The sequence below is a fragment of the Pseudogulbenkiania sp. AW2-16 genome (assembly GCF_056824575.1).
This window is the reverse complement of sequence record NZ_CP157668.1, coordinates 2,888,482-2,912,079: the sequence shown is the minus strand read 5'-3', so window position 1 is coordinate 2,912,079 and position 23,598 is coordinate 2,888,482. Positions and strand designations below refer to the sequence as shown.

The 23,598-nt window shown below is 61.5% G+C and carries 21 protein-coding genes; 9 read left to right on the top strand and 12 right to left on the bottom strand.

Annotated elements, in window-relative coordinates:
* Window positions 1–70 precede the first annotated feature (70 nt).
* From ABKF58_RS14230 to ABKF58_RS14210, 5 genes are all read left to right on the top strand, one after another.
* Window positions 71–1,318, top strand: a complete 1,248-nt coding sequence (locus ABKF58_RS14230) for a M48 family metallopeptidase (protein WP_482581427.1) — start codon at window positions 71–73, stop codon at window positions 1,316–1,318.
* A complete protein-coding gene (locus tag ABKF58_RS14225) occupies window positions 1,315–1,644 on the top strand; it encodes a 4a-hydroxytetrahydrobiopterin dehydratase (protein WP_482581426.1) in 330 nt (109 codons plus the stop codon). The genes ABKF58_RS14230 and ABKF58_RS14225 overlap by 4 nt, the downstream gene beginning before the upstream one ends.
* Window positions 1,641–2,513 carry a ribosome small subunit-dependent GTPase A gene (gene rsgA, locus ABKF58_RS14220; protein ID WP_014087409.1) on the top strand — a complete coding sequence of 291 codons (873 nt, stop codon included), beginning with the start codon at window positions 1,641–1,643 and terminating at the stop codon, window positions 2,511–2,513. Before ABKF58_RS14225 ends, rsgA begins: the two co-directional genes overlap by 4 nt.
* 112 nt (window positions 2,514–2,625) lie before the next feature.
* On the top strand, window positions 2,626–3,363 hold the full coding sequence (phbB, locus tag ABKF58_RS14215) for a beta-ketoacyl-ACP reductase (protein WP_294863432.1): 738 nt from the start codon (window positions 2,626–2,628) through the stop codon (window positions 3,361–3,363).
* Window positions 3,364–3,489: 126 nt separating this feature from the next.
* A complete protein-coding gene (locus ABKF58_RS14210) occupies window positions 3,490–3,999 on the top strand; it encodes a GAF domain-containing protein (RefSeq protein WP_482581424.1) in 510 nt (169 codons plus the stop codon).
* On the opposite strand, the gene ABKF58_RS14205 is transcribed toward ABKF58_RS14210, so the two are convergent.
* The 5 genes from ABKF58_RS14205 to ABKF58_RS14185 form a co-directional block, all read right to left on the bottom strand.
* Window positions 3,983–5,038, bottom strand: coding sequence for a DNA-binding protein (locus tag ABKF58_RS14205; protein WP_482581422.1), 1,056 nt, complete (start codon window positions 5,036–5,038; stop codon window positions 3,983–3,985). The two genes, ABKF58_RS14210 and ABKF58_RS14205, sit on opposite strands and share 17 nt — an antisense overlap.
* A gap of 96 nt (window positions 5,039–5,134) precedes the next feature.
* Entirely contained in the window at window positions 5,135–6,316 is a 1,182-nt protein-coding gene (locus ABKF58_RS14200) for a tyrosine-type recombinase/integrase (RefSeq protein WP_482581420.1), read from the bottom strand.
* A 444-nt stretch (window positions 6,317–6,760) separates the two neighbouring features.
* Window positions 6,761–8,206, bottom strand: a complete 1,446-nt coding sequence (locus ABKF58_RS14195) for a DHA2 family efflux MFS transporter permease subunit (protein ID WP_482581418.1) — start codon at window positions 8,204–8,206, stop codon at window positions 6,761–6,763.
* Between the two features lie 105 nt (window positions 8,207–8,311).
* Window positions 8,312–9,451, bottom strand: a complete 1,140-nt coding sequence (locus ABKF58_RS14190) for an EmrA/EmrK family multidrug efflux transporter periplasmic adaptor subunit (RefSeq protein ID WP_482581417.1) — start codon at window positions 9,449–9,451, stop codon at window positions 8,312–8,314.
* A 36-nt stretch (window positions 9,452–9,487) separates the two neighbouring features.
* The gene (locus ABKF58_RS14185) at window positions 9,488–10,879 is read right to left on the bottom strand and encodes an efflux transporter outer membrane subunit (protein ID WP_482581416.1); all 1,392 of its coding nucleotides are present in this window, start codon (window positions 10,877–10,879) and stop codon (window positions 9,488–9,490) included.
* Between ABKF58_RS14185 and ABKF58_RS14180 the strand changes: the two genes are divergently transcribed.
* Complete coding sequence (locus ABKF58_RS14180) at window positions 10,863–11,630, top strand: TetR/AcrR family transcriptional regulator (RefSeq protein WP_482581414.1); 768 nt, start codon at window positions 10,863–10,865, stop codon at window positions 11,628–11,630. The two genes, ABKF58_RS14185 and ABKF58_RS14180, sit on opposite strands and share 17 nt — an antisense overlap.
* Before the next feature lie 46 nt (window positions 11,631–11,676).
* On the opposite strand, the gene ABKF58_RS14175 is transcribed toward ABKF58_RS14180, so the two are convergent.
* Window positions 11,677–12,315 (bottom strand): TetR family transcriptional regulator, encoded by a 639-nt coding sequence (locus ABKF58_RS14175; protein ID WP_482581412.1) that lies wholly within the window; start codon window positions 12,313–12,315, stop codon window positions 11,677–11,679.
* 373 nt (window positions 12,316–12,688) lie between these two features.
* Between ABKF58_RS14175 and ABKF58_RS14170 the strand changes: the two genes are divergently transcribed.
* The 3 genes from ABKF58_RS14170 to adeC are packed head-to-tail and all read left to right on the top strand — an operon-like array spanning window position 12,689 to window position 18,557.
* Entirely contained in the window at window positions 12,689–13,873 is a 1,185-nt protein-coding gene (locus ABKF58_RS14170; protein WP_482581410.1) for an efflux RND transporter periplasmic adaptor subunit, read from the top strand.
* A 15-nt stretch (window positions 13,874–13,888) separates the two neighbouring features.
* The gene (locus ABKF58_RS14165; RefSeq protein WP_482581409.1) at window positions 13,889–17,098 is read left to right on the top strand and encodes an efflux RND transporter permease subunit; all 3,210 of its coding nucleotides are present in this window, start codon (window positions 13,889–13,891) and stop codon (window positions 17,096–17,098) included.
* Entirely contained in the window at window positions 17,091–18,557 is a 1,467-nt protein-coding gene (gene adeC, locus ABKF58_RS14160; protein WP_482581407.1) for an AdeC/AdeK/OprM family multidrug efflux complex outer membrane factor, read from the top strand. Before ABKF58_RS14165 ends, adeC begins: the two co-directional genes overlap by 8 nt.
* A gap of 121 nt (window positions 18,558–18,678) precedes the next feature.
* Here adeC and ABKF58_RS14155 read toward each other — a convergent pair whose 3' ends face one another.
* The 6 genes from ABKF58_RS14155 to ABKF58_RS14130 all read right to left on the bottom strand — a co-directional run bounded on the left by ABKF58_RS14155 (window position 18,679) and on the right by ABKF58_RS14130 (window position 23,578).
* A complete protein-coding gene (locus tag ABKF58_RS14155) occupies window positions 18,679–19,122 on the bottom strand; it encodes a methyltransferase family protein (protein ID WP_482581405.1) in 444 nt (147 codons plus the stop codon).
* The gene (locus ABKF58_RS14150) at window positions 19,074–19,298 is read right to left on the bottom strand and encodes a hypothetical protein (RefSeq protein ID WP_482581403.1); all 225 of its coding nucleotides are present in this window, start codon (window positions 19,296–19,298) and stop codon (window positions 19,074–19,076) included. Before ABKF58_RS14150 ends, ABKF58_RS14155 begins: the two co-directional genes overlap by 49 nt.
* Window positions 19,299–19,409: 111 nt before the next feature.
* Window positions 19,410–21,284, bottom strand: coding sequence for an asparagine synthase (glutamine-hydrolyzing) (gene asnB / locus ABKF58_RS14145; protein ID WP_482581402.1), 1,875 nt, complete (start codon window positions 21,282–21,284; stop codon window positions 19,410–19,412).
* 4 nt (window positions 21,285–21,288) lie between these two features.
* Window positions 21,289–22,248: a glycosyltransferase family 2 protein gene (locus ABKF58_RS14140; RefSeq protein WP_008952834.1), complete on the bottom strand. Its 960-nt coding sequence runs from the start codon at window positions 22,246–22,248 to the stop codon at window positions 21,289–21,291.
* A 50-nt stretch (window positions 22,249–22,298) separates the two neighbouring features.
* On the bottom strand, window positions 22,299–22,637 hold the full coding sequence (locus ABKF58_RS14135; RefSeq protein ID WP_008952835.1) for an EamA family transporter: 339 nt from the start codon (window positions 22,635–22,637) through the stop codon (window positions 22,299–22,301).
* Window positions 22,634–23,578, bottom strand: a complete 945-nt coding sequence (locus ABKF58_RS14130; protein ID WP_482581400.1) for a class I SAM-dependent methyltransferase — start codon at window positions 23,576–23,578, stop codon at window positions 22,634–22,636. The genes ABKF58_RS14135 and ABKF58_RS14130 overlap by 4 nt, the downstream gene beginning before the upstream one ends.
* Between the last annotated feature and the right edge of the window lie 20 nt (window positions 23,579–23,598).

The following is a 23,598-nucleotide window of genomic DNA, read 5'->3' as shown; positions in this document are numbered from 1 at the left end:
ATCCATCTTTCTAAACGGTCGTATTTTCCGCCATTGCCGCACATCCGGCAAACGTCGCGCATTCTTTCCCATGACAAACGCCTTTACCTACGCCTTCCTGCTCGCCTTGGGGGGCTCCTTGCTGCTCCGGCTGTGGCTGGCCCGTCGCCACACCCGCCACATCCTGCGCCACCGCCAGCAGTTGCCGGTGGGCTTTGCCGACAGCATTCCACTGGAAGCCCACCAGCGCGCCGCCGATTACACCGTCGCCAAGACCCGGCTCGGCATGCTCAACGCCGTCGTTGATACCCTGCTGATCCTGGCCCTGACGCTGGGAGGCGGACTGCAGGGGTTGTGGCAGCTTTCGGCCAACCTTGCCGGATCGGACCTGCTGCGCGGACTGATCCTGATTGGCGCGGTCAGCCTGGTTTCCGGCGCGGTCTCCTTGCCCTTCAGCCTGGCCCGCACCTTCGGCGTCGAGGCCCGCTTCGGCTTCAACTCGACAACGCCCAAACTGTTCTTCCTCGACCTGGTCAAGAGCACCACACTGGGCATAATGATCGGCGCGCCATTACTGCTACTGGTCTTGTGGCTGATGTCGATCATGGGCAGCCTGTGGTGGCTGTGGGTGTGGCTGCTGTGGAGCGCCTTCAGTGTGCTCTTGGTGGCGGTCTACCCGACCCTGATCGCCCCCCTCTTCAACAAATTCCAACCGCTGCAGGATGCCACGCTGAGCCAGCGCATCGACGCCCTGCTCCAGCGTTGCGGCTTCAAGAGCCAAGGCATCTTCGTCATGGACGGTTCCACCCGCTCCAGCCATGGCAACGCCTACTTCACCGGCTTTGGTGCGAGCAAGCGCATCGTGTTCTTCGACACCCTGCTCAAACGCCTCGAACACGACGAGATCGAAGCGGTGCTCGCCCACGAACTGGGGCACTTCCACAAGCGCCACGTCATCAAGCGCATCGGGCTCACCTTCGCGCTCTCCCTGGGCTTGCTGTTCATCCTGGGTCGGTTGATCGATGCCTCCTGGTTCTATCAGGGACTGGGGCTGACCAGCCAGGGCAACGCCTTGGCGTTGGTGCTGTTCTTCATGGTGATCCCTGCCTTCACCTTCCCGCTGACACCGCTCTCCAGCCTGCTGTCACGCCGCCACGAATATGAAGCCGACGATTTTGCCGCCGCGCAGGTTTCCGCCGAGGCGCTGGCGTCGGCCTTGGTCAAGCTGTATCGGGACAATGCCTCGACGCTCACCCCCGACCCGCTGCATTCGGCCTTTTACGACTCCCACCCGCCGGCGACACTGCGTATCGCCCATCTGAAAGGAGAGCACGCATGAACCTCACGGCAATGCATTGCCAGGCCCAGCATGGCAAGAGCCCGCTGGACGCCACCCGTCAGCAGCAACATCTCGCCGCCCTGCCCGGTTGGGAAATCCAAGGCATCAAGCTGGTCAAGACCTTCCGCTTCGGCAATTACTACGAAACCATGGCGTTCGTGAACGCCCTGGCCTGGATTGCCCATCAAGAAGACCATCACCCAGACCTGTCGGTCCACTACAACCGCGCCGTGGTGCACTTCAGCACCCACGACGCCAACGGTCTCACCCTCAACGACTTCATCTGCGCGGCAAAAACGGAAGCCCTGCTGAATAGGCCTGCATGAAACAAACCGGACAGATCATCCGCAGCTACGGCCGCCGCTTCATTGTCGAAACCGACGGCCGCTCCTACGATTGCACCACTCGCGGCAAACGCGTCAACTACGCCTGCGGTGACTTCGTCGACATCCTGATCCAGAATGACGAACAGGCCGTTATCGAAAACGCCCACGAAAGGCGCAGCCTTCTCTACCGCCAGGACGACTGGAAAACCAAGATGATTGCGGCCAACGTCACCCGCATTCTGTTCGTGACGGCCGCCGTTCCCACCCCAAGCGAAGAGTTCCTCAACCGGGGCCTGATCGCCGCCGAGGCCGCCGATATCGAGCCCATCATCCTGGTCAACAAGTCAGACCTGCCGGAAACCGCCGCCTGGCTGAAAAAACTGGAGCTGTATCAGGCGCTGGGCTATCACGTCCTCAGTCTATCGGCCAAACAGAGCGTGGAAGAACTTCGCCCCCTGCTGGCCGGCCACACTTCGGTTTTTGTTGGACAGTCGGGCATGGGCAAGTCCACCCTGACCAACGCTTTGCTGCCGGACGCCCGTGCACGAATCGGTGATATTTCCACTGCTCTCGACTCCGGCCGGCACACCACGACGCATGCCGCGCTCTATCATCTCGACTCAAACAGCCACTTGATCGACTCACCGGGATTGCAGGAATTCGGCCTAAAACATCTGCAAGCCACTGATCTCGTACATTATTTCCCCGAGATGCGCCCCCTCATCGGGCAGTGCCGCTTCCATAATTGTGCCCACCTGGCCGAACCGGACTGCGCCATCAAGGAAGCCGCCAAGAGCGGGAAAATAAGCCAGTATCGCATGGAATTGTTACAAAGACTGACAAGCGAGCTGAACAAGATAACAGCATAAGTTATGCAATCCCGCTGATGATTTACAAAGCCAGACAATGCCCCTATTCTGTCGTGCAAAGAACCTCAAAACAGCGCACTTACAGCGCTTCTCACAGACAGGAGACGAGATAATGGCAAAGAGAATCGCTTTGGTTTCGGGCGGCATGGGCGGTATCGGGACCTCGATTTGCAAGGCTCTCGCCGCTGCCGGCCACACCGTGGTCACCACCTACAGCAAACCGGGCAAGGAACAAGCCTGGCTGGCTGACATGAAAGAAGCCGGCTACCAGGCCTACGCCTATCAGTGCGACGTCACCGACACCGCCGCTTGCCAGGCCATGGTCGAGAAGATCACTCAGGACATCGGCCCGGTCGACATCCTGGTCAACAACGCCGGCATCACCCGCGATGCGACCTTCAAGCGCCTGACCAAGGACGACTGGAGCGCGGTCATCAGCACCAACCTGGACTCGGTCTTCAACATGGCCAAACCGGTGGTCGACGGCATGGTGGAGCGCGGCTGGGGCCGAATCATCAACATTTCGTCCATCAACGGCCAGAAGGGCCAGTTCGGCCAGACCAACTACTCTGCCGCCAAGGCCGGCATGCATGGCTTCACCATGGCGCTGGCCCAGGAAGTGGCCAAGAAGGGCGTGACCGTCAACACCATCTCCCCGGGCTACATCGCCACGGATATGGTCATGGCCGTGCCGGAAGACGTGCGCAACAAGATCATCGCCCAAATCCCGGTTGGCCGCCTTGGCAAGCCGGAAGAAATCGCCGGCCTGGTCAACTACCTGGCCTCCGACGTGTCCGGCTTCATGACCGGCGCCAACCTGGCGATCAACGGCGGCCAGCACACCATGTAACCATCGCCAGCATGGCGATGACGCCCGACCCGACCGCTTGTCACCCTACGAGACAGGCAGCCCGGTCGGGCTTTTTCATGGCACTATATCTGCCCGCAATTGCACCACCCGAAACGAAGATTCCAGATGGCCGAACAACTGATTATCGAAAGCGGCAGCAAAACCGAGAAATACCAGACGCTGCTACCGCAAACCCGTGCCCTGCTTGACCACGAAACCGACCAAATCGCGGCCCTGGCGAACCTGTGCGCCGCGCTCAAGATGACTTTCGACTGGCTGTGGGTCGGCTTCTACGTTGTCAAGAATAATGAACTGGTCCTGGCGCCGTTCCAGGGGCCGATCGCTTGTACACGCATCCCGCACGGCAAGGGCGTCTGCGGTGCGGCATGGAAGGAAAACCGCACGCTGGTTGTACCCGACGTCGACGCCTTCCCGGGTCACATCGCCTGCTCTTCCAGTTCCCGCTCCGAGATCGTCGTCCCGGTGCGCCTGCCGGACGGCCAGGTCGCCGCCGTACTGGACGTCGACTCGGAACAGCTCAACCAGTTTGACGATGTCGACGCCCACTTCCTCGAGAGTATCGTCGCCCCGCTTGGCCGGCTCTTTACCGCCGCACCGGCTAACGCGGCACCCTGATCTCGAGCCACTGCCGCAAGGATACTGCATCCATGTGCACGATCTCGGCCGACGCCGCGCCGAGGTCCTGCACCAACTGCTCCAGATACCCCTGCACCATCGATCGACGTTCGGCATCGGCACGCGTCACCACCGCTGACATTTCCAGCAACTGTTCATTGAGCCGGTTGCGGCTTTGCGATTCGCTGTCGAGCATGCGCTGGAGTTGCTCGCGCTGCTCCTCGATCGTCTCGAGCCTTGCCGACAAGCGTCCGCATTCTCGTTCTCGCTCGGCCAGTCGCTCCTGCCACAGCGTCGTGGACCGGCCAAGCTCCTTGCGCATAGCGAGCAACTCGCCCTCCAGGCGCTCCTCAGTGGCTTTCATCTGCTGGCGCTCTTCTTCGATCTGCTCGTAGAGCCGCACGCGCAAGCCTTCCAAGCGCTCATACGCCAAGGCCTCGCGCCGGGCGCTTTCTTCCTTCTCCTGTTGTACCTGGCGCTCGGCCTTCTCCCGGAACTCGGAGAATCGTCCCTCGCTCTCTTGCTGAATTTTCTCTACCTGAACCAGCGCCTTTTCTAACGCCTGGCCACGCTCTTGCAAGGCCCGCTCGAGCGACTCGCAGCGCGCTTGCTCCGACTTCAGCTGCCCCGCCAGCGCGGCTAGCTTGGCCGACTCCATGTCGAGCTCATGCCGGGCCGCCACCAAAGCCAGCTCCGCACTCTCCAGCGCCTGACGCAACTCGCCGCTGGCCTCTTTTTCGGTCGCCAGCTCCGCCTGCCACTCCTGGCGCACCGACTCCAGCCGACTGTCAGACTCGTCACAAGCGCGTTGCCAGATTTGTTCGAAGGCTTCGGCCAACCCTGCCGGCCAGTCTGGCCGGCGCGCGGATACGGCCACGCGCGACAGGAACTCCTGGCGCCATTCCTTCAGCGTATTGTTGATCGTGGTGTTTGAGCCGGTGCCCAGGCGCGCCCGAACCTCAATCACCGTGGGCCAGACCCCCTCGCCGACCAACTCAAACGCCACCTGGCGAATGCGGGAATAAATATCCGCCCCCATCTAAACCCTCTCTTCTTATCGTACCGGCCAGCATCACCGCGCCGCCGAATGTCAACACATGATTATAAGATCAATTCATTTTCATCCTGCGCTACGTCATTCATCCCCATCGCGTCGCAGCAAATCGCGATCGAACGCCTCGACCTGCTCTTTCAAGCTGGAATGAATGTAGTAACGCTGGGTCGTGGCATGCGACTTGTGCCGCAAACGCTCCGCCGTCAAGTGGATCGGCACGCCGGCCCGTGCCGCATGCGACGCCAGCGAATGACGAATCCAGTGTGTCGAAGCTGCCCTCAGGGCTTCACCCCACTGCACATCGAGCGCGCGCGCCGCAGGCTCGGCCATTCGAAAGAACCACTTCAAGGCGCTATAGATCTGCAGCCCCTGGATCGCCCCGACGCCGTCCAATGCGGACACCAGCGGCACGCCTCCCTCTCCCCGCTGCGGGTAATCAGGTAAGCCGCGGAACCGCCGATACCGCACCAGAGCGTCGATCGCCTGGCGGTCCAGCGGCACATCGACCACCCGCCCCCCTTTACCCATCACCCGCCACAGCCATAACCCCTGCGTTCGATGGATATGTCCCATGCGCGCGCCGGCCAGCTCGCTCCGTCGTGCCGCAGTCCGGTACAGCCACTCCAAAAGGAAGCGCAAGCGTTCAACCCGAGCCCGACGGGTCGTCGTCGATACCGGCAAGGCATCGAGAAAATCAACCAGCCACCCCCACAAACCCGGCTCGATCCAGCGATTGATCGCTACCTGCCCCTCTTCGTCGAAACCTGCCGGCGCCACGGTCTCGCGGCCGCGCTGGTTTTTACCGAGCAAGCGGAAAGGGTTGGCCGCCAGATAGGAGGCATTGACCAGGTAGTCGAATAACGACTGCAGAATGATTTTGGCTTGCCGGCGGCTCGATTCCTTCAGCGGTCCATTGATCAAGCGCCAATGTGCCGGCCATTCCGGATGGCGCTCCGGCCCGGCCAGCCAATCGAAGTAACGATGCAAGTCTTCCACCCGCAAACCTGAAACCGGTTTTTGCTGAAAACTGATCGACCACAAGGCTAGGCGATACGCCTCTTTCCTGTAAGCACGATGCGTATTGGGGTTATCTATTGTCGCGAGCCAGCATTCAATCGCCTCAAGGTCATTGGCCGCGTTGATCTGGCATGCCTGATCAAGTTGCAGCGAACGACTCCCCAACACGAAAGCAAGCCCCTCCTGCTGGAGTAGCGCCGCCACCTCACATGAGGTCGGCAACCCCTTCAATTCCCGCCCGCCCATCCCGCCCCCCGATTTTGTTACCCAACATTATATAGCAACGATTATGTAAATAATCATTGCATATTTTTATATTGTCGTATTTATTACATGTTATACGTAATATACATTAAATTTCAAGATAACCATGCCAAACAGCCCAGTGCACCGGTGCAAGCAGGTAAATCAATGCAGGAATTTGTCGTGCTAAGGATGAGAACAGCCAGGTCGAATGGCCGAGCCAAAATGACGCACAGGCCACTGTCGAGCACGCAATCGGAAGAGGAAATAGTGAGAAGCGATGGCGCAGGACACACCAGAAACGGCAGGGCTTGTACGGCAGGACGGGCGTCCCACCAGCGTCGTTTAGAATCTATCAATGCGAGAGCAAGAAAGGTCTTTTGCCTTGGGCACGCTCAAGACCTTTCTTGAACACGGACGGCCTCAGCCGCCCGCCAGACAACGTTACTAATGAACGTTGCTGGTATCCGCCACCTTGGTCGGACGCGGTGCCAGCCAGATCGCGCACGCCGCAATCACGAACGACAGCCCGCTCAGCCAGAAAATCTGGTTGGTCGAGAGCATGATGCTTTGCGACTGCACCAACTGGTCGATCATGCCCCGGGCGGTTTCGACACTCATGCCGTTCTGCGTCAGACTCTGCAAAGTCTGCCCGGTCGCATCGACAAAGCCAGATAGTTCCGCCCGATTGTAGGAGGCCTTATCCTCCCAGGAGGTCGTCACCAACGACGTCGCAAAAGCGCCGGATAGCGTCCGCAGGAAGCTCATCAACCCCGCGGCGGAAGCCATCTCCTCGGTCTCCACACTCGCCATGGCCAGCCCGGTGAGCGGGACGAAGAAGAAAGGCATGCCGAGCCCCTGGAACAGCAAGGGCAAGGCCACCTGCCAGAAACCCATATCGGAGGTGCCGAAGCTACGGAACAGCGTCACACCGCCAAGCCACATCACGCCGAAGAACACCAGCGGCCGCGGGTCCATCTTGGTCGACATTTGTGCCGCGATCGGCGCGGCGATCACCGCCAGGATGCCGCTCATGGCCGTGGCATAACCGGCCTGTGTGGCGGTGTAGCCCATATAGCTCTGCAGCCATTGCGGCGTCAGGACCGTGGCACCAAAAAACGAGCCGAAGGCCAGCGAAATGGTCAGCACGCTGGCCCAATAACCACGATGGCGGAATACGCGCAGATTGACGATGGGGTTGCTGGCCGTCATTTCCCAGATCATGAAAGCGGCAAACCCGATGACGGCGATGATCGCCAGGGCCACGATCTCGGGAGACGAGAACCAGTCGAGATTCTTCCCCTCGTCCAGCATCAGCTGCAAGGCCGCCACCCAGGCAATGAGCAAGGCCAACCCGACGGCGTCGACGGGCAGCTTGATCAGCTTGCCCTCAAAACGCTTGAGCATCTGCCAGCCAAAGTAACTGCACGCAATCGCGAGCGGCGCATTGATGAAAAAGATCCACGACCAGCCCACCTGGTCACAGAGATAGCCTCCCAGAATCGGCCCCATGATGGGTGCCACCAGCGTGGTCATGCTCCACAGACCAATGGCGGCACCGGCTTTCTCTTTCGGGAAAATCTGCTGCAGCAAGGTCTGGGACATCGGCATCAACGGACCACCGGCCAAGCCCTGCAATACGCGGAACAACACCAGCAGCTCGATCGAGTTGGCAAAGCCGCACAGCACCGAAAACAGCCCGAACAGCAGCATCGAGACGACGAACAGGCGCACCGTGCCGAAGCGGGCGGCCAGCCAGCCCGTCAAAGGAACGATGATGGCCTCCGCCACGGCGTACGAGGTAATGACATAGGTACCCTGACTGGCTGACACGGCCAATCCGCCAGCAATATTGGGCACCGACACATTGGCGATAGTGGTGTCGAGCACCACCAGAAAGTTGGCGGCTGCCAGCATCAATGCAGCCAGCCACAGCGCTCCGCCTTCGAGCGGCTTGGTCTGTGCAGCAGCGACGTGAGCACTCATGGCAAGACCCCTTTAGAGATTGCTGGCCGTATCGACGGTGGCAGTCATGGACAGACCGACCTGCAACGGGTGAACCTTCAGCTCGGCCGGATCGAGCTCAATGCGCAGCGGCAGGCGCTGCACCACCTTGATCCAGTTGCCGGTGGCATTCTGGGCCGGAATCAGCGAAAACGCCGAGCCCGAACCGCCGGAGAACCCCACCACCTTGCCGTGGTACACCACGTCGGAGCCGTAGATGTCGGAATGCAACGTGACCGGTTGGCCGACCCGTACCTTCTCCAACTGCACCTCTTTGAAGTTGGCATCCACGTGCACCTGCTGCAGCGGAACCACCAACATCAACTGCGCACCGGACTGGATGCGCTGCCCCACCTGCACCTGGCGCTTGGCCACCACGCCGTCGATCGGGGCACGAATGACGGTGCGCTCCAGATCCACGCGTGCCTGATTACGCTTGGCACGAGCCAGGGCGACCTCCGGATTGGTATCGACGGTGGCGTTCGCGGTCAACGTCTGATTGGCCTTGAGCGAGCCCTGGGCCGCCAGCTTGTTGGCCTCCGCCTGAGCCAGCGCCGCCTTGGCGGCCTCCAGGGCAGATTTGGCGGTGTCGTAAGCCGTCTTGGCATGCGTCAGCTCTTCACCCGATACCGAGCCGGATTTCGCCAGCGCCTGACGACGCTCCAGGTCGATCTTGGCCCGCTCCAGATCACTTTGCGCGGAGCTCAACTGCGCCCTGGCGCGCAGCAGCTCGGCATCGCGAGCGCTGACCTGGGCCTGCAGGCCGTCGTCGCTGGCCAAATAGCCTTTGACCTTACGCTCGGCGCGCGCCAGTTCGGCCTCGGCCTGCTCCAGGGCGAGACGGGCATCGGTGTCGTCCAGCTCGACCAGGACATCGCCCCGTTTTACCGCCTGGGTGTCCACCACCTTGACGGCGCGGACGTTGGCGCCGATGGACGGCGTCACCTGGGCGATTTCGGCGGCGACATAGGCGTTGTCGGTTGTGACGTGGTGCGAGGCGACCAGCGTCCAGTAGGCACCATAGGCCGCAGCGGACAGCGCTACCGCACCGCCCAGAGCGAGGAACAGTTTCTTGCGCTTGGCCGCATTGTCGATTTGAGGAAGCGGCGCGGTGGCAGTCAACGTTTCAGACATGATGAATTCCTTGGATTATTGAATTGGTGTCGGTTGTCATGCCGCGCGATAACCGCCACCAAGGGCGCGGATCAGAGCGACATCGAGACTCAAGCGGCGGGTCTGCAGATCGCTCAGCGAGCGGCGGCTGGCAACCACGCTGTCTTCGGCAGTCAATACGTCCAGATAGGTAGCCAGGCCACCCTGGTAGCGGTTGCGAGCGATGCGCAAGGCATCCTCGGCTGCCGCCAGCGACTCTTGCTGCGCCGACAGCCGGCCATCGAGTGCCGCCTGGCTGCTCAAAGCATCGGCAACATCCTGCAATGCGTGATTGAGGGTCTGGTCGTAATTGGCGACGGCTTCGTCGTACTGGGCCCGGGCGATGCGGTACTGGCCTTGCAGCTGACCGCCACGAAAGATCGGCAGGCTGATGGCCGGGCCGAAACCGGCAATACCGGAGCCGGCCTTGGTCAACATATCCAGCCCCAAGGATTGCGCCCCGACGTAAGCCGACAGATTGATATTCGGGTAGAACTCGGCCCGCGATTGATCAATCCGCTTGGCCGCAGCCTCGGCACGCAGCCGCGCGGCAGCGAGGTCCGGGCGGCGCCCGAGCAGATCGGCGTGGAGTTGCGCGGGAACAGTGATGTTCTGTGCCAGGTTGATTGCCGGCCTCTGGATGCGATCACCCCGCTCCGGCTCGGCCCCCATCAGGGCGGCCAGTTGATGCCCCTGCAAGGCGATGGATTCTTCGATGGCCAGCAGCTCAGCCTTGGCCGAGGCGGAGCGGGAGTCTGCCTGACGCACCGTCCCCAGCGTTTCCAGCCCTTGCTGTTGCCGCTCCTTGATCAGCTGCGCGCTTTGGCTGCGGATTTCGAGGGCCTGCTGTGCCGCATCCCGCTGGGCGTACAAGTGCGCCAGTTCGGCATACGCGGAGGCAATGGCGGTCGACAAGGTCAGGCGCGCCTGGGCCGCATCGGCTTCCGCCGCCGCCTGCTCGTTGGTGGCCGCAGCCAAGGCCGAGCGGTTTTTGCCCCAGAAGTCGATTTCGTAGCTCAGGTCGAGCGTGGCCCGGACAGAGTTGTTGAGCCCCTGTGGCACGGACGCGGCCGGAACACCGTTGTTGTAGCTCTGCTTCATGCGACTCAGCGAAGCATTCACCCCCACCGACGGCAGCGTGGCGGCACCAGCCTGCTGCGCTGCGCCGATGGCCTTGCGCACCCGCGCATCAGCAGCAGCCAGGTCGGGCGCGTTGCGCAAGGCCTCGTCTATCAGCTGATTCAACTGGGCATCACCGTAGTACTGCCACCAACTGGTATCGAGTTGGACCTGCCCCGCATTTGGGCTAGTGCCCAGGGATTTGGGTTGTGGCAACGGGCCAAGATCCGGCACGCTGGCGCAGGCGGCCAAGGCGAGCACGATGGCCAGGGGAATGGCACGTCGCAGCAAAGCCGTAGGTGATGAAGCGCTCATGTCGGTGGTTTCCTTGTTAACTGAACTGTACGGTTCAGTTTATAGCTTGACAGATCTCCTCTCGTCAAGCAAAACTGAACTCACTGGTTCAATTTTGAGGCACCATGTTGTGAGAGTGAAAAGCGAGGCAAAGCGGCAAGGCATCATCGATGCGGCCGCCGAGATATTCATGGAGCAGGGCTTCTCCGCCACCTCCATGTCGGAAATCGCCAATCGGGCGGGCGGCTCCAAGGCCACCCTGTACAGCTACTTTCCGTCCAAGGAAGTGCTGTTTTGCGAGGTCATGCGGGACTTGTGTGCCGCGCGGGTACAGCCGGTCTTTACCGTGCTGGAGACTGGGGAACAGTTGGCCGAGACGCTGGAGACGTTCGCGATCGGCTTTCTGCGGGAGATTCTTAGCCCCGACCTGCTGGCGATTCGCCGCATGATGCTGACAGAGGCCGGGCGATCCAATATCGGGCAACTGTTTTACAACGAGGGACCCAAGGTTGGCCGAACCAGAATCGCCCATTACCTGGAGCAACAGATGCAATTGGGGCTCCTGAAGCAGGCCGACCCATGGCGTGCCGCCCTGCATTTGCTGGCTCTGCTGACATCCGAGCTGGCCGATGAATGTCTGTGGGGCGTCAGGGAAAAACCGACCGACCAGGAAATCGCCGAGCATGTGCGTTCGGCGCTGACGGTATTTTTTGCCGCTTACGGCACTCAACCCACCTCTCGGGAGTGACGCCACCGGAGCCTGATGCCAGGTTCAGGCGCGCCAGGTCGTTACTTCAGGGGCGGCGCATCGCAGGACAGGATTTGAGCATTTCACAGTAGCCATCCAGCAGGTTTGCGGCCTCGCCTTCCAGGTCGAAGCTCCCGGGGCTGAACAGCCAGTTGCCCATCAAACCGCTGACCAAGGCATGCAGCATGATGTCGGCGCGAGCGATGTTGAGCCCGGCCGGCAACTGGCCCAGCTCAACCGCCCGCTGCAGGATACGGCGGATACGGTCGGTACACTCTACAAGGCACTCTTGTTGGCGCTGCAGCACCGGCCCCATGTCGTTGGTGAGTTCGCACTTATGGTAGAGCACATCGAACACGCGCCGACGCTGTTCGTTGCGCACCAAGCTTTGCAGAATACTCAGGCAAGCAGCACGCAATTCACCAAAGGGATCAGGATGTTGCGGATTGTCCACCACGTCAGCGAACAGGGTTTCGATCGGCAGGCTCACCCGGTCGACCATCGCCGTGAACACGTCCACCTTGTTTTTGAAGTGCCAATAGATCGCACCGCGTGTCAGCCCGGCGGCGGTGGCGATATCTGCCAGAGAGGTACATGCCACCCCCTGCTCGGCGAAGACCCTCTCGGCCGTGTCGAGAATCAGGCTGCGTGTTTCCAGCGACTCTTCTTTAGTTTTGCGGGCCATCAAGCCTCTCCCGAACTGGCAAGGCGTTCATAGCGCCCCACACGTCATAGACATACATTCATGAATGTATATATACTATCAGCCAGCTTGGTAATTTCCCAGCACCCCGTGTAATCCATTTTATTAGTGTGGTTTTAATAGCCTGGTGATGTGTTTTATGGCTGCTGCCATCGCCCTACGGCAGAGCGGCCTCCCCGCCGCTGCACCCGCATGGTTGACGCGCCGTCCAGATGTAAGGATCACCAGAAAATCGCATAATTAGGATATTTGCATTTCCAGACGAGAAGCAGGCCGGCTGTCTCCCATAGCCCGTCTCTCTCGGGTCTTCGACTTAGCCATACCCAATCACCCACTTGAGTATCGGGAGCGTTCCATGCGCATCAATAAAAACTCCTCATTGCGTCTGGTCACAGCCGCAACCCTTGCGGCGGTAGCCGTCCTGACCGGCTGCGGCGAGAAGCAGCAGACGCCGCCCCCGGCGCGGGTCAACCACAGGAAGTCGGCGTCGTCACCGTCAAGCAGGAAAGCCTCGGCTCTGTCGACCGAGCTTCCGGGCCGACTGAATCCTTATCGAGTATCCGAAGTACGCGCACGTGCAGCCGGCATTGTGCTGAAACAGGTTTTCCACGAAGGCAGCGACGTCAAGCAGGGTGAATTGCTGTTCCGTATCGACCCGGCCCCCCTCCAGGCAAGCCTGCTGAGCGCCGAGGCGTCGCTGGCCAAGTCGGAAGCGACGCTGGCCCAGGCCAAATTGCAAGAGGGCCGCTACAAGGAGCTGGTGGCGGTCAATGCAGTCAGCAAGCAGGATTACGACAACGCGGTCGCGGCCGTGAAACAGGGGCTGGCCGACGTGGCCGCCGGCAAGGCGGCGGTGCAGACCGCCAAGCTCAATCTGGGTTATACCTCTGTGACGTCGCCGATCCCCGGCCGCATCGGCAAGGCCCAGGTGACGGAAGGCGCACTGGTAGGCCAGAACGAGCCCACCCTGCTCGCCACCGTGCAGCAACTCGATCCGATCTACCTCGACTTCACCCAGTCGAGTTCCGACATGCTGCGCCTGCGCCGCGCTTTTGACAGCGGCAAGCTGGAGAGCGTGGCACCGGGCCAGGCCAAAGTCCGCCTGGTCCTGGACGACGGTACAGAATACCCCCTGACCGGCAAGTTGCTGTTCTCGGATGTCACGGTGGATCAGAGTACCGGCATGGTCACGCTACGCGCCGAATTCCCGAACCCGAAGCATGAGCTGTTGCCTGGGATGTACGCCCGCGCGCGCCTGGCACAGGCGGTCGACAAGGCGGCATTGACCATTCCGCAACAAGCGCTGCAGCGCGGCCAGGGCGGCAGCGCCTCGGTGATGCTGGTCGGTGCCGACAACAAGGTGCTGGCGCAACCCGTGAAAGCCGAAACGGCGGTCGGCGACAAGTGGGTGGTCACCGAAGGCCTGAAGGCCGGCGACAAGGTCATCGTGCAGGGCCTGCAGAAAATCCGCCCCGGCGCCCCGGTGAAACCGGTTGCGGCGACCTCTTCCGCCCCCGCCTCGACCGTCCAAGGTCAATAACGGAGACCGCTCAACATGCCTAAGTTCTTTATCGATCGCCCGGTCTTCGCCTGGGTGATCGCCCTATTGATCTTGCTGATCGGGGGGCTGTCGGTGGTCAAGCTGCCGGTGGCACAGTACCCCAGCATCGCGCCGCCATCGGTATCGGTGAGTGCCACCTACGCCGGTGCCTCGGCGGAAACGCTGCAAAACTCCGTCACGACGGTGATCGAACAGCAGATGAACGGCATTGACGGCCTGCTGTACATGTCGTCCAACAGCCAGTCGTCCGGCCAAGCCACCATCACGCTTTACTTCCAGCCCGGCACCAACCCGGACATCGCCCAGGTCCAGGTGCAGAACAAGCTGCAACTGGCGATGCCGCGCCTGCCGACAGAGGTACAGCAGCAGGGGGTGAAGGTTGCCAAGGCGACCCGCAATTACCTGATGTTCGTCACGCTGTCGTCGACGGATGGCAGCGTCGATGCCGTGGGACTCGGCAACTACATCTCGTCCAGCCTGCTCGACCAGCTGAGCCGAGTGACCGGCGTCGGCGAGGCCAATCTGTTCGGCTCGGAGTACGCGATGCGCGTGTGGGTGAGCCCGGACAAGCTCAACAGCTTCAAGATGACCACCTCCGACATCATCGCCGCCATCAAGGCACAGAACGTGCAGGTGTCGGCCGGTGAGCTGGGCGGTCTGCCTGCCATCAAGGGCCAGCAGCTGAACGCCACGATTCGGGCGCAAAGCCGTTTGTCGACCCCCGAGCAGTTCGGCAACATCCTGCTGCGCGTCAACAAGGATGGCTCGCGTGTGCTGCTGCGCGATGTCGCTCGCATCGAGCTCGGTGCGCAGACCTTCACCACCAAGGCCTACGTCGACGGCAAGCCAGCGGCGGCAGTCGGCATCAAGCTCGCGCCTTCGGCCAACGCACTGGCCACGGCACAAGCAGTACGTGACAAGGTCAAGGCATTGACCCCGTACTTCCCTGCGGGGGTAAAGGCCGACGTGCCGTACGACACCTCGAAATTCGTCAAGATTTCGATCGAAGAGGTGGTGAAGACGCTGATCGAAGCCGTGGCGCTGGTCTTCCTGGTGATGTACCTGTTCCTGCAGAACTTCCGTGCCACGCTGATTCCGACCATCGTGGTGCCGGTGGCGCTGGCCGGTACGCTGGGCGCCATGGCCGCATTTGGCTTCTCGATCAACGTGCTGACCATGTTCGGCATGGTGCTGGCGATCGGCATGCTGGTGGATGACGCCATCGTCGTGGTGGAAAACGTCGAGCGCATCATGAGCGAGGAAGGCCTGCCGCCGCGCAAGGCAACGCGCAAGGCGATGGAGCAGATCACCAACGCGCTGATCGGCATCTCGCTGGTACTGACCGCGGTGTTCATCCCGATGGCGTTCTTCGGCGGTTCGGTGGGGGCCATTTACCGGCAGTTCTCGCTGTCGCTGGTGGCGTCGATGGTGTTCTCGGTGCTGTTGGCACTGACCCTGACCCCGGCCCTGTGCGCGACCCTGCTGAAACCGGTCGACGCCGGCCATCACCAAGCCAAGAGCGGCTTCTTCGGCTGGTTCAACCGCAGCTTTGCGGCCAGCACCAACAAGTACCAGGGGGCGGTCGCCAAGATCATCCACAAGACCGGCCGCTACATGCTGCTCTACTTCGTGATCATCGGCGTGGTGGCGCTGCTGTTCGCGCGTCTGCCGTCGTCGTTCCTGCCGGAAGAAGACCAGGGCTACTCGATCACCATGGTTCAGTTGCCGACCGGAGCTACCGCGGAGAACACCCGCGGCATCCTGGAGAAGGTAGAGCAGTATTACCTGAAGCAACCGGAAACCGCGCACTCCATCGCGGTGGCCGGCTTCGGCTTCAACGGCAACGGCCAGAACCTCGGCCTGGTGTTCACCCCTCTCAAGGACTGGGACGAGCGTAAGGCCAGCGAGCACCACGTGCAGGGCGTGATCGGACGGGCCTTCGGCTTCTTCTCGCAGATCAAGGACTCGATCATCTACCCGCTCAACCCGCCGCCGATTCCGGAACTGGGCAACGCCACCGGTTTCGACTTCATGCTGCAGGACCGTAACGGCCAGGGCCACGACAAGCTGATGGAAGCGCGCAACATGGTGCTCGGCATGGCGGCCAAGGACCCGCGCCTGGCGGGCGTGCGTCCGCAGGGCATGGAAGATGCGCCGCAGTTCCAGGTCACCATCGATCAGGAAAAGGCCAGCTCGCTGGGCCTGTCGCTGGCGGACATCAACAACACCCTGAGCACCAACTTCGGTTCGTCCTACGTCAACGATTTCACCAACGGCACCCGTGTGCAGCAGGTGATCGTGCAGGCCGATGCACCGTACCGGATGCAGCCGCAGGACATCGAGAAGCTGTTCGTGCGTAACGCTTCCGGGACCATGGTGCCGTTCTCGGCCTTTGCCAGCGCCAAGTGGAGCTACGGCTCGCCGCGCCTGGAGCGCTACAACGGCGTGCCCTCGATGGAAATCGTCGGCACCGCAGCGCCGGGCAAGAGCTCCGGTGAGGCGATGCAGGCGGTCGAGGAAATCGTCGCCAAGCTGCCCGCGGGCTTCGGCATCGAATGGACCGGCCAGTCTTATGAAGAGCGCTTGTCCGGTTCGCAAGCGCCGGCCCTGTTCGCGATCTCGCTGGTGGTGGTGTTCTTGTGCCTTGCCGCGCTGTACGAAAGCTGGTCGATCCCGTTCTCGGTCATGCTGGTGGTACCGCTTGGCGTGTTTGGCGCGCTGCTGGCAGCACACCTACGCGGCCTGCCCAACGACGTCTTCTTCAAGGTGGGCTTGCTGACCACGATCGGCCTGTCGACCAAGAACGCGATTCTGATCATCGAATTCGCCAAGGACCTGCAGGCACAGGGCAAGAGCGTGATCGAAGCGACGCTGGAAGCGGTTCACCTACGGCTGCGCCCGATCCTGATGACCTCGATGGCCTTCGTGCTGGGCGTGCTGCCGCTGGCGATCAGCAATGGCGCGGGCTCGGCGAGCCAGCACGCCATCGGTACCGGCGTGATCGGCGGCATGCTGTCGGCCACGTTCCTCGCCATCTTCTTCGTGCCGGTGTTCTTCGTGGTCGTACGCAGCCGCTTCAAGGGCAGCGAGCGTCAGCGCAAGTTCTACACGCACCATATGGAAGACGAGGACGCGGCGGTTGCGACGGTGCCGGTGACGGTTGAAACGCGTAACGCGGACCAGGAAGGAAAACACCATGACTAAATACACCTTGCCTGCCCTGCTCGCCGCCACGCTGCTCGCTGGCTGCTCTTTGGCCCCGACCTACCAGCGTCCGGCGGCGCCGGTGGCCGGGCAATGGCCGAGCGGACCGGCCTACGGCGGCGATACCGCCACCCAGGCGACCAAGGGCAATGCCGCGGACATCGGCTGGCGCGAGTTCTTCGCCGATGCGCGACTGCAAAAGTTGATCGAGCTGGCCCTCGCCAACAACCGCGACCTGCGGGTGGCGATGCTGAATGTCGAAAAGACGCGCGCGCAGTACCAGATTCAGCGCGCCGACCTGTTCCCGGCGATCGACGCCACCGGCAGCGGCACGCGCCAGCGTCTGCCGGCCGACCTGTCGAGCAGCGGACGCGCCGGCGTGAGCGGCAAGTACAGCGCCTCCGTCGGCTTCACCGCGTACGAGCTCGATCTGTTCGGGCGCGTGCAGAGCCTGAAGAACGAGGCGCTGGAACAGTACTTCGCCAGCGGCGAGGCGCAGAAATCGGCGCAAATCTCGCTGGTATCGGAAGTGGCGAGCCAGTACCTGACGCTGCGTGCGCTGGACGAGCAGCAGAAGGTGGTCACCGACACCCTTACCGCCCAGCAGAGCTCGTATGACCTGACCAAGAAGCGCTTCGACGTCGGCACCGTCACCGCCCTCGACCTGAGCACCGCCGACAGCCAGGTGCAAACCGCCAAGAGCAATCTGGCGAGCCTGATGCAGCAACGCGCCCAGGCCGAGAATGCGCTGGTGCTGCTGGTGGGCCAGCCGTTGCCGGCCGATCTGCCGCAAGGCAATGCGTTCGATGCCCAGGGCCTGCTGGCGGATCTGCCGGCCGGTCTGCCGTCCGACTTGCTGGAACGGCGCCCGGACATCGCCCAGGCCGAGCACCAGCTGAAGGCGGCGAATGCCGATATCGGCGCGGCGCGCGCGGCATTCTTCCCGAGCATCTCGCTCACCGGCAGCTACGGCACCGCGAGCAGCGAGCTCAGCAATCTGTTCAAGGGGGGACAGCTCGCCTGGAGCTTCATTCCGCAGATCAACCTGCCCATCTTCGACTGGGGGAAGAACGCGGCCGGGCTGGACGTCTCCACCACCAGCAAGAAGATCGCGGTGGCGCAGTACGAAAAGTCGGTGCAATCGGCGTTCCGCGAAGTGTCCGACGCGCTGACCGCGCGGGCCATGCTGGAGCAGCAGATCGCGGCGCAAGAGGCGTTGGTGAAGTCGGAAACCCAACGCTACCAGCTGGCCGAGCTGCGCTACCGCAATGGTGTGGACAGCGCACTGACACTGCTCGATGCCCAGCGCTCGCTCTACAGCGCACAGCAAGGCCTGATCCAGGCCCGGCTCGCGCGGCTGACCAACCAGGTGACCCTGTACAAGGCGCTGGGCGGCGGCTGGCTCGAACACTCGGCCGCCACGGGAGAAGCACCGCCCAAGGCGGACGCCGCCTCCTAGTGAGGTGTATCCCACCCGCCGACAGGCGGTTCAAGCAAAACGCCATGAGCCTCTCTCATGGCGTTTTTTTGTCGGCTCGCACACGATCACAGAACGTACAACGTTGGCCGAAGCCTATCTTCTAGTACACGAAGGGGATCAGGCGGTAGCGTACCGTCTGCATATAGTCCCGATATGCCGGGTCGAGCGCCAGATGGCGCTCCTCACGGACGATGCGGGTAAACAGCAACACCAGCAACAGGGCATAGATCAGCACATTGGTCAGCGACGTGTTTTGCAGCACATAGCCGGCAAAAACCAGAAAGTAGCTGGCATAGATCGGATGACGCACGATTCGGTACATCCAGGCCGTCTTGAGCTCCCGTTTTGCCGCGACGATGGCAAAGCTACGGTTCAACGACAGCAAGCCGACGACCTGCAATACCGTCCCGGCCAACACCAGCACGCTCGCCGCTGGCATGACACCCCACGGCGCGGGCCGAAACAGCATCGGCAGAAAACTGCCGGCCACGCCGATCAGCCAGTCAGCCGGGGCGAGGGAGATGGTCTTGGGGCTGCTGCGCACGAAAAAAGCACCGCCGTCAGCGTTTCTGACAAGACCAACACCATCAGAGCAACGTCATGGGCCTGCTGAAACCGGGTCAGATGGGCGTAAGAAAATAGCCACCAGACCAGTGAAAAAGCCGCCCCGACATACAGATTGAAGCGCTTTGAATACAGCAGGCCCGTCAACGTGTCCATGACCAACCCCTTCCGTTCGTCAAACAAGCTCTGGCGGGAGAACCGTATCCCCCCTGCCGCCCCTCTTCGGGGCGTGACTCGCCACGCCAGAGAGATTCATGCACACCCGCACTACATCAACGCCCCGTCGGCACGCGGCGGCACCACCATGCCCAACACCCACTGGCTCCAAAGAAAGGAATGATGGTTTTTTCGATAGCACGCGTGATCGGCAAAGGCCGCATCGATAAAGTCGTTGTTGAGACAGGACAGGCCGGATTTTTCGGAGAACAGACTCCTGCCTCTCAGCCACTGGGCGACCGGTGCCGCGAAGCCCTGTTTCGGCCGACGCAGGGTGTCCCTCGGCAAGAAAGGCTCCATCGCTTTCTTCAGGATGTACTTGGTTTCGCCGTGCCGGATCTTGTACTCGGACGGAATGGTCCGTGCCAGGTTGACGACGTCGATATCCAGAAACGGCGAGCGCAGCTCCAGCGAGTTCATCATGCTGGCGCGATCGGTTTTCGCCAGGATGTCGTCCTGCAGATAGATATCGGTGAAAAACTGCAGGGTCCGATCGACCGGATCGGTTTGCGAGCAGCGTTCCCAGGCGTCGATCGCCTCGGAGAACACCTCGTCAAGGTCGACCGGCTGCTGGAACAGCTCGGCGAACTCCTGCTCGTCGAGCGGGCACATCCATACCGGATTCCACAGCCGGGAGGGATAGCCTACTCCACGGATGGCCCGCTTCAGCTTGAAGTCGAGGCTCATGTAGCCATCCAGCACCGGCAGGTGGCTTGTCAGTAATTGGATCACCTGATGTACCGGCTTCGGCACGGCCTTCTGGTAATACCCCGCCCACTTCAGGGCCCGAAACGGCGCGTAGCCCCCGAACAACTCATCGGCACCATCCCCGCCCAACGCCACCGTCACGCGCTCGCGGGCAAAGCGGCACAATAAATAAGTCGGCAGCAGAGAACTGTCGCCCGTCGGCTCATCCAGCCGCCTCACCACCTCGGGCAACAACGCCCTGGCGGCCTCGCACCGCAAGATCTGCTCATGATGCTGCGCCTCGATGTGTTCCGCCATCTGGCGCGCATAGCCCGACTCGTCAAAACCCTTCTCGTCGAACCCGATACTGAACGTCTGCAACTGGCCCGGCTCGAGACGGCGGGCCGCCAGCGCGGCCACCGCCGACGAGTCGACCCCGCCGCTGAGAAACACGCCCACCGGCACATCGGCCACCAGGCGCCGGGCAACGGCCTGGTCCAGTAATGCGGTCAGCTCTTCTTGGCACTGGCGTTCAAATCCGGCAGGGCGCGTTTCGGTAGGCTCGAGAACGAAGGTCCAATAGCGCTCCACTTTGACCACCCGCTCCTGCAGCGCAAAGGAGAGCGAGCTCCCCGCCGGCAGCTTGAAAATGCCTTCGTAGGGTGTGTGCGGAGCCGGAATGTAGCCATAGCCGATGTATTTCTGGATGGCTCGGGTCGACACCGTGGCGGTGACATGCGGATGCGTCAGCAGGGCGGTCAGCTCGGACGCAAAGACCAGGGTGCCCTGCTGAAACGTATAGTAGAACGGCTTCTTGCCGAAACGGTCACGGCTGCAAAACAGCCGCTGCCGGGCCTGATCGTAAAGGACAAACGCCCACATGCCGTTGAGCTTGTGCGTCAGCGCCTCTCCCCACTCGCGGTAGCCGTGCAGCAGCACCTCGGTATCGGAATGGTCGGTGGTGAAGACGTGCCCTGCCCGCTCCAGTTCGGCACGCAATTCGCAGTGATTGTAGATTTCACCGTTGAACACCACCCCCAGGCAGCCGTCCTCGGTCCACATCGGTTGACGGCCATCGGCGAGATCGACAATGGCAAGCCGCGTATGGCCGAGATACACCCCCCGCCCCCGGTCACACCACGCTCCTGCCCCATCCGGCCCGCGATGACTCAACAGTCGGAGCATCCGCGACAGATCCTCGGATGCGCCCTTGCCCACGAACCCGGCGATGCCACACATCGGCTTACCCCTGAAGACCGTGCGGCTTGATATTGCAGGTCTTGCCAATCAGATAGACGGTCTTGCCCTGCGCCTCGTAATAAGTGCGGATCAACACTTCGGCCAACAGCCCCATCAGAATGCACATGAAGCCCGAGATACCTGCCATCACACCCAGCAGCGGAAGGGGCGTCGAAATCAGGGAGACGCCTTCGACAAACTTGAGGTACAGCGCCCAGGTCACCACCAGCAGGCTCACGGCGAGAATCACGACGCCGACCGAACCGAACAAATACATGGGTTTGCCGGAATACTTTGCCAGGAACTTCACCACCAGCAGGTCGAGCAGGACCTTCACCACCCGGCTGATGCCATACTTGGACACCCCGTTCTGACGGGGATGGTGCTGGACCGGAATCTCCGCGATCCTCGCCCCGAGGCAGCTCGCATAGATCGGGATGAAACGGTGCATTTCGCCGTACAGGCGGATGCCTTTGATGATGTCCTTGCGGTACGCCTTCAGCGAGCAACCGTAGTCATGCAGGTGCACCCCGGATACGTACGAAATGATCCCGTTGGCGACCCGGCTCGGAAGCGTACGGTTGAAGGGGTTGTCTTTTCGATCCTGGCGCCACCCGGAAACAACATCGAAGCCTTGTTCCAGTTTCTCCAAGAGGCGCGGGATGTCCTGCGGATCGTTCTGCAGGTCGCCGTCCATGGGAATGATGACGTGGCCTTCGGCATAATCGACCCCCGCCATCATCGCCGCGGTCTGGCCGAAATTGCGGCAGAACTTGATCACCTTGACCGACGCATTTCGTGCCGCCAGCTCTTCGAGCTTGTCTTGGCTGCCATCGGTGCTGCCATCGTTGATGAAGATCAGCTCCCAAGGCTGCCCCAATCTCTCGAGCACTGAAACTGCCTGCTCGTATAGCGCGGTGAGATTGTCCGCCTCGTTATATACAGGCACGATAACCGAGATCATAAGCACCTCTCGCTCAAGGTAAGCACGGCGCAACGTTGATGACGTCAAACTCAGGTGATGGTCCGCCCGACCAGCACGATTCCGGAAAAGATCAACCCGATCCCCAGCAGCCTGGTGGCACCAATCGGCTCACCCAGTACCAGATGCGCAGCAATGATCACCGCGACGAACTGCATTGCCGCCAACGATTGCGCCACGTTCAGCGGCAGCACCCGCAACACGACGATGTACAACAGCGCCGCCAGCCCGAAACATACAAAGCCCAGGACGATCTTGATGTTGAGTAGGCCCAGCAGCCCGCCCTCCGCACGCATCGCCCCGGATTTAAAGAAAAGGTTGGCCGAAACCGTGAGCAAGACCATCGCCAGATAACAGGCAAGAATCTTCATGACTGTGCCCTCTTCGGCTTTTCCGCCATGCCGATCACGATCAGCCCGGCATGCCGGAGCCCGGGAATCCTGACCGTCCAACCATCCAGTTTCGCCATCAGTCGCGTCAGCGCTCGAATACCCGGCAGGTAGCGAAACAGGCGATTGAAGACCAGCACGTCGCTGTTCATCAGCAGGCAATAACCCAAGAACCCATGGGTTTCCCAATGCTTCAGTTCCAGGCCAGCCTGGGTTAGTACTGGAGCCGTTTCCTCATAAAGCAGAGGCCGTTCGGTCTTTTCATCGAGTGCGGGTGACAGCCAGTAGATCAGCGCGCGCAGCCAGCGCCACAGGAAGAAATCACTCACCGGCTCGCGCCAGTAGAAGCGCCCGCCTGGTTTCAACACCCTGCAGATCTCACCGAACAGACGCTCCCGGTCGTTGACGTGGTGAATACCGCCGATGATGAATACGCTATCGAAGGTGGCATCGTTCAGCGGCAGGTTGGTGGCGTCGCCCTGGATGAAGCAGTAGCGCTCGTCGTCCAGATACCGTCGCGCCACCGCCAGCATCGAGGCGGAGATATCGACGCCGACCCCGCTGCCGACCCGCCGACCCAAAAGGCGAAACGCCTCGCCACTGCCGCAACAGATTTCTGCCGTCACCGCCAGTTCGGCATCCGAGACCACCCGATGAAAGGCATCGTCCAGATGGGCCATATACTCCTGTGTATGGGGATAGCCGAGATTTTCGAGATACTGCGCATGAACCTTCTCGAAATGCGCCTGCTGCCGCTTGGCATCCTCGGTGCACAGGGTTTCGGCAAACAGGGGAATTCCGGAGGCATTGACCCGGTAGCAATTGGCGCCATCACAACTCGACAGGCCCTGCCCGTCGAATACCAGCGCACTCCCGGAACTGGGGCAGCGCATCATCCGGACAAACTGCGAGTTGAGATTCATCGCTCCCTCCCCCAAACCTG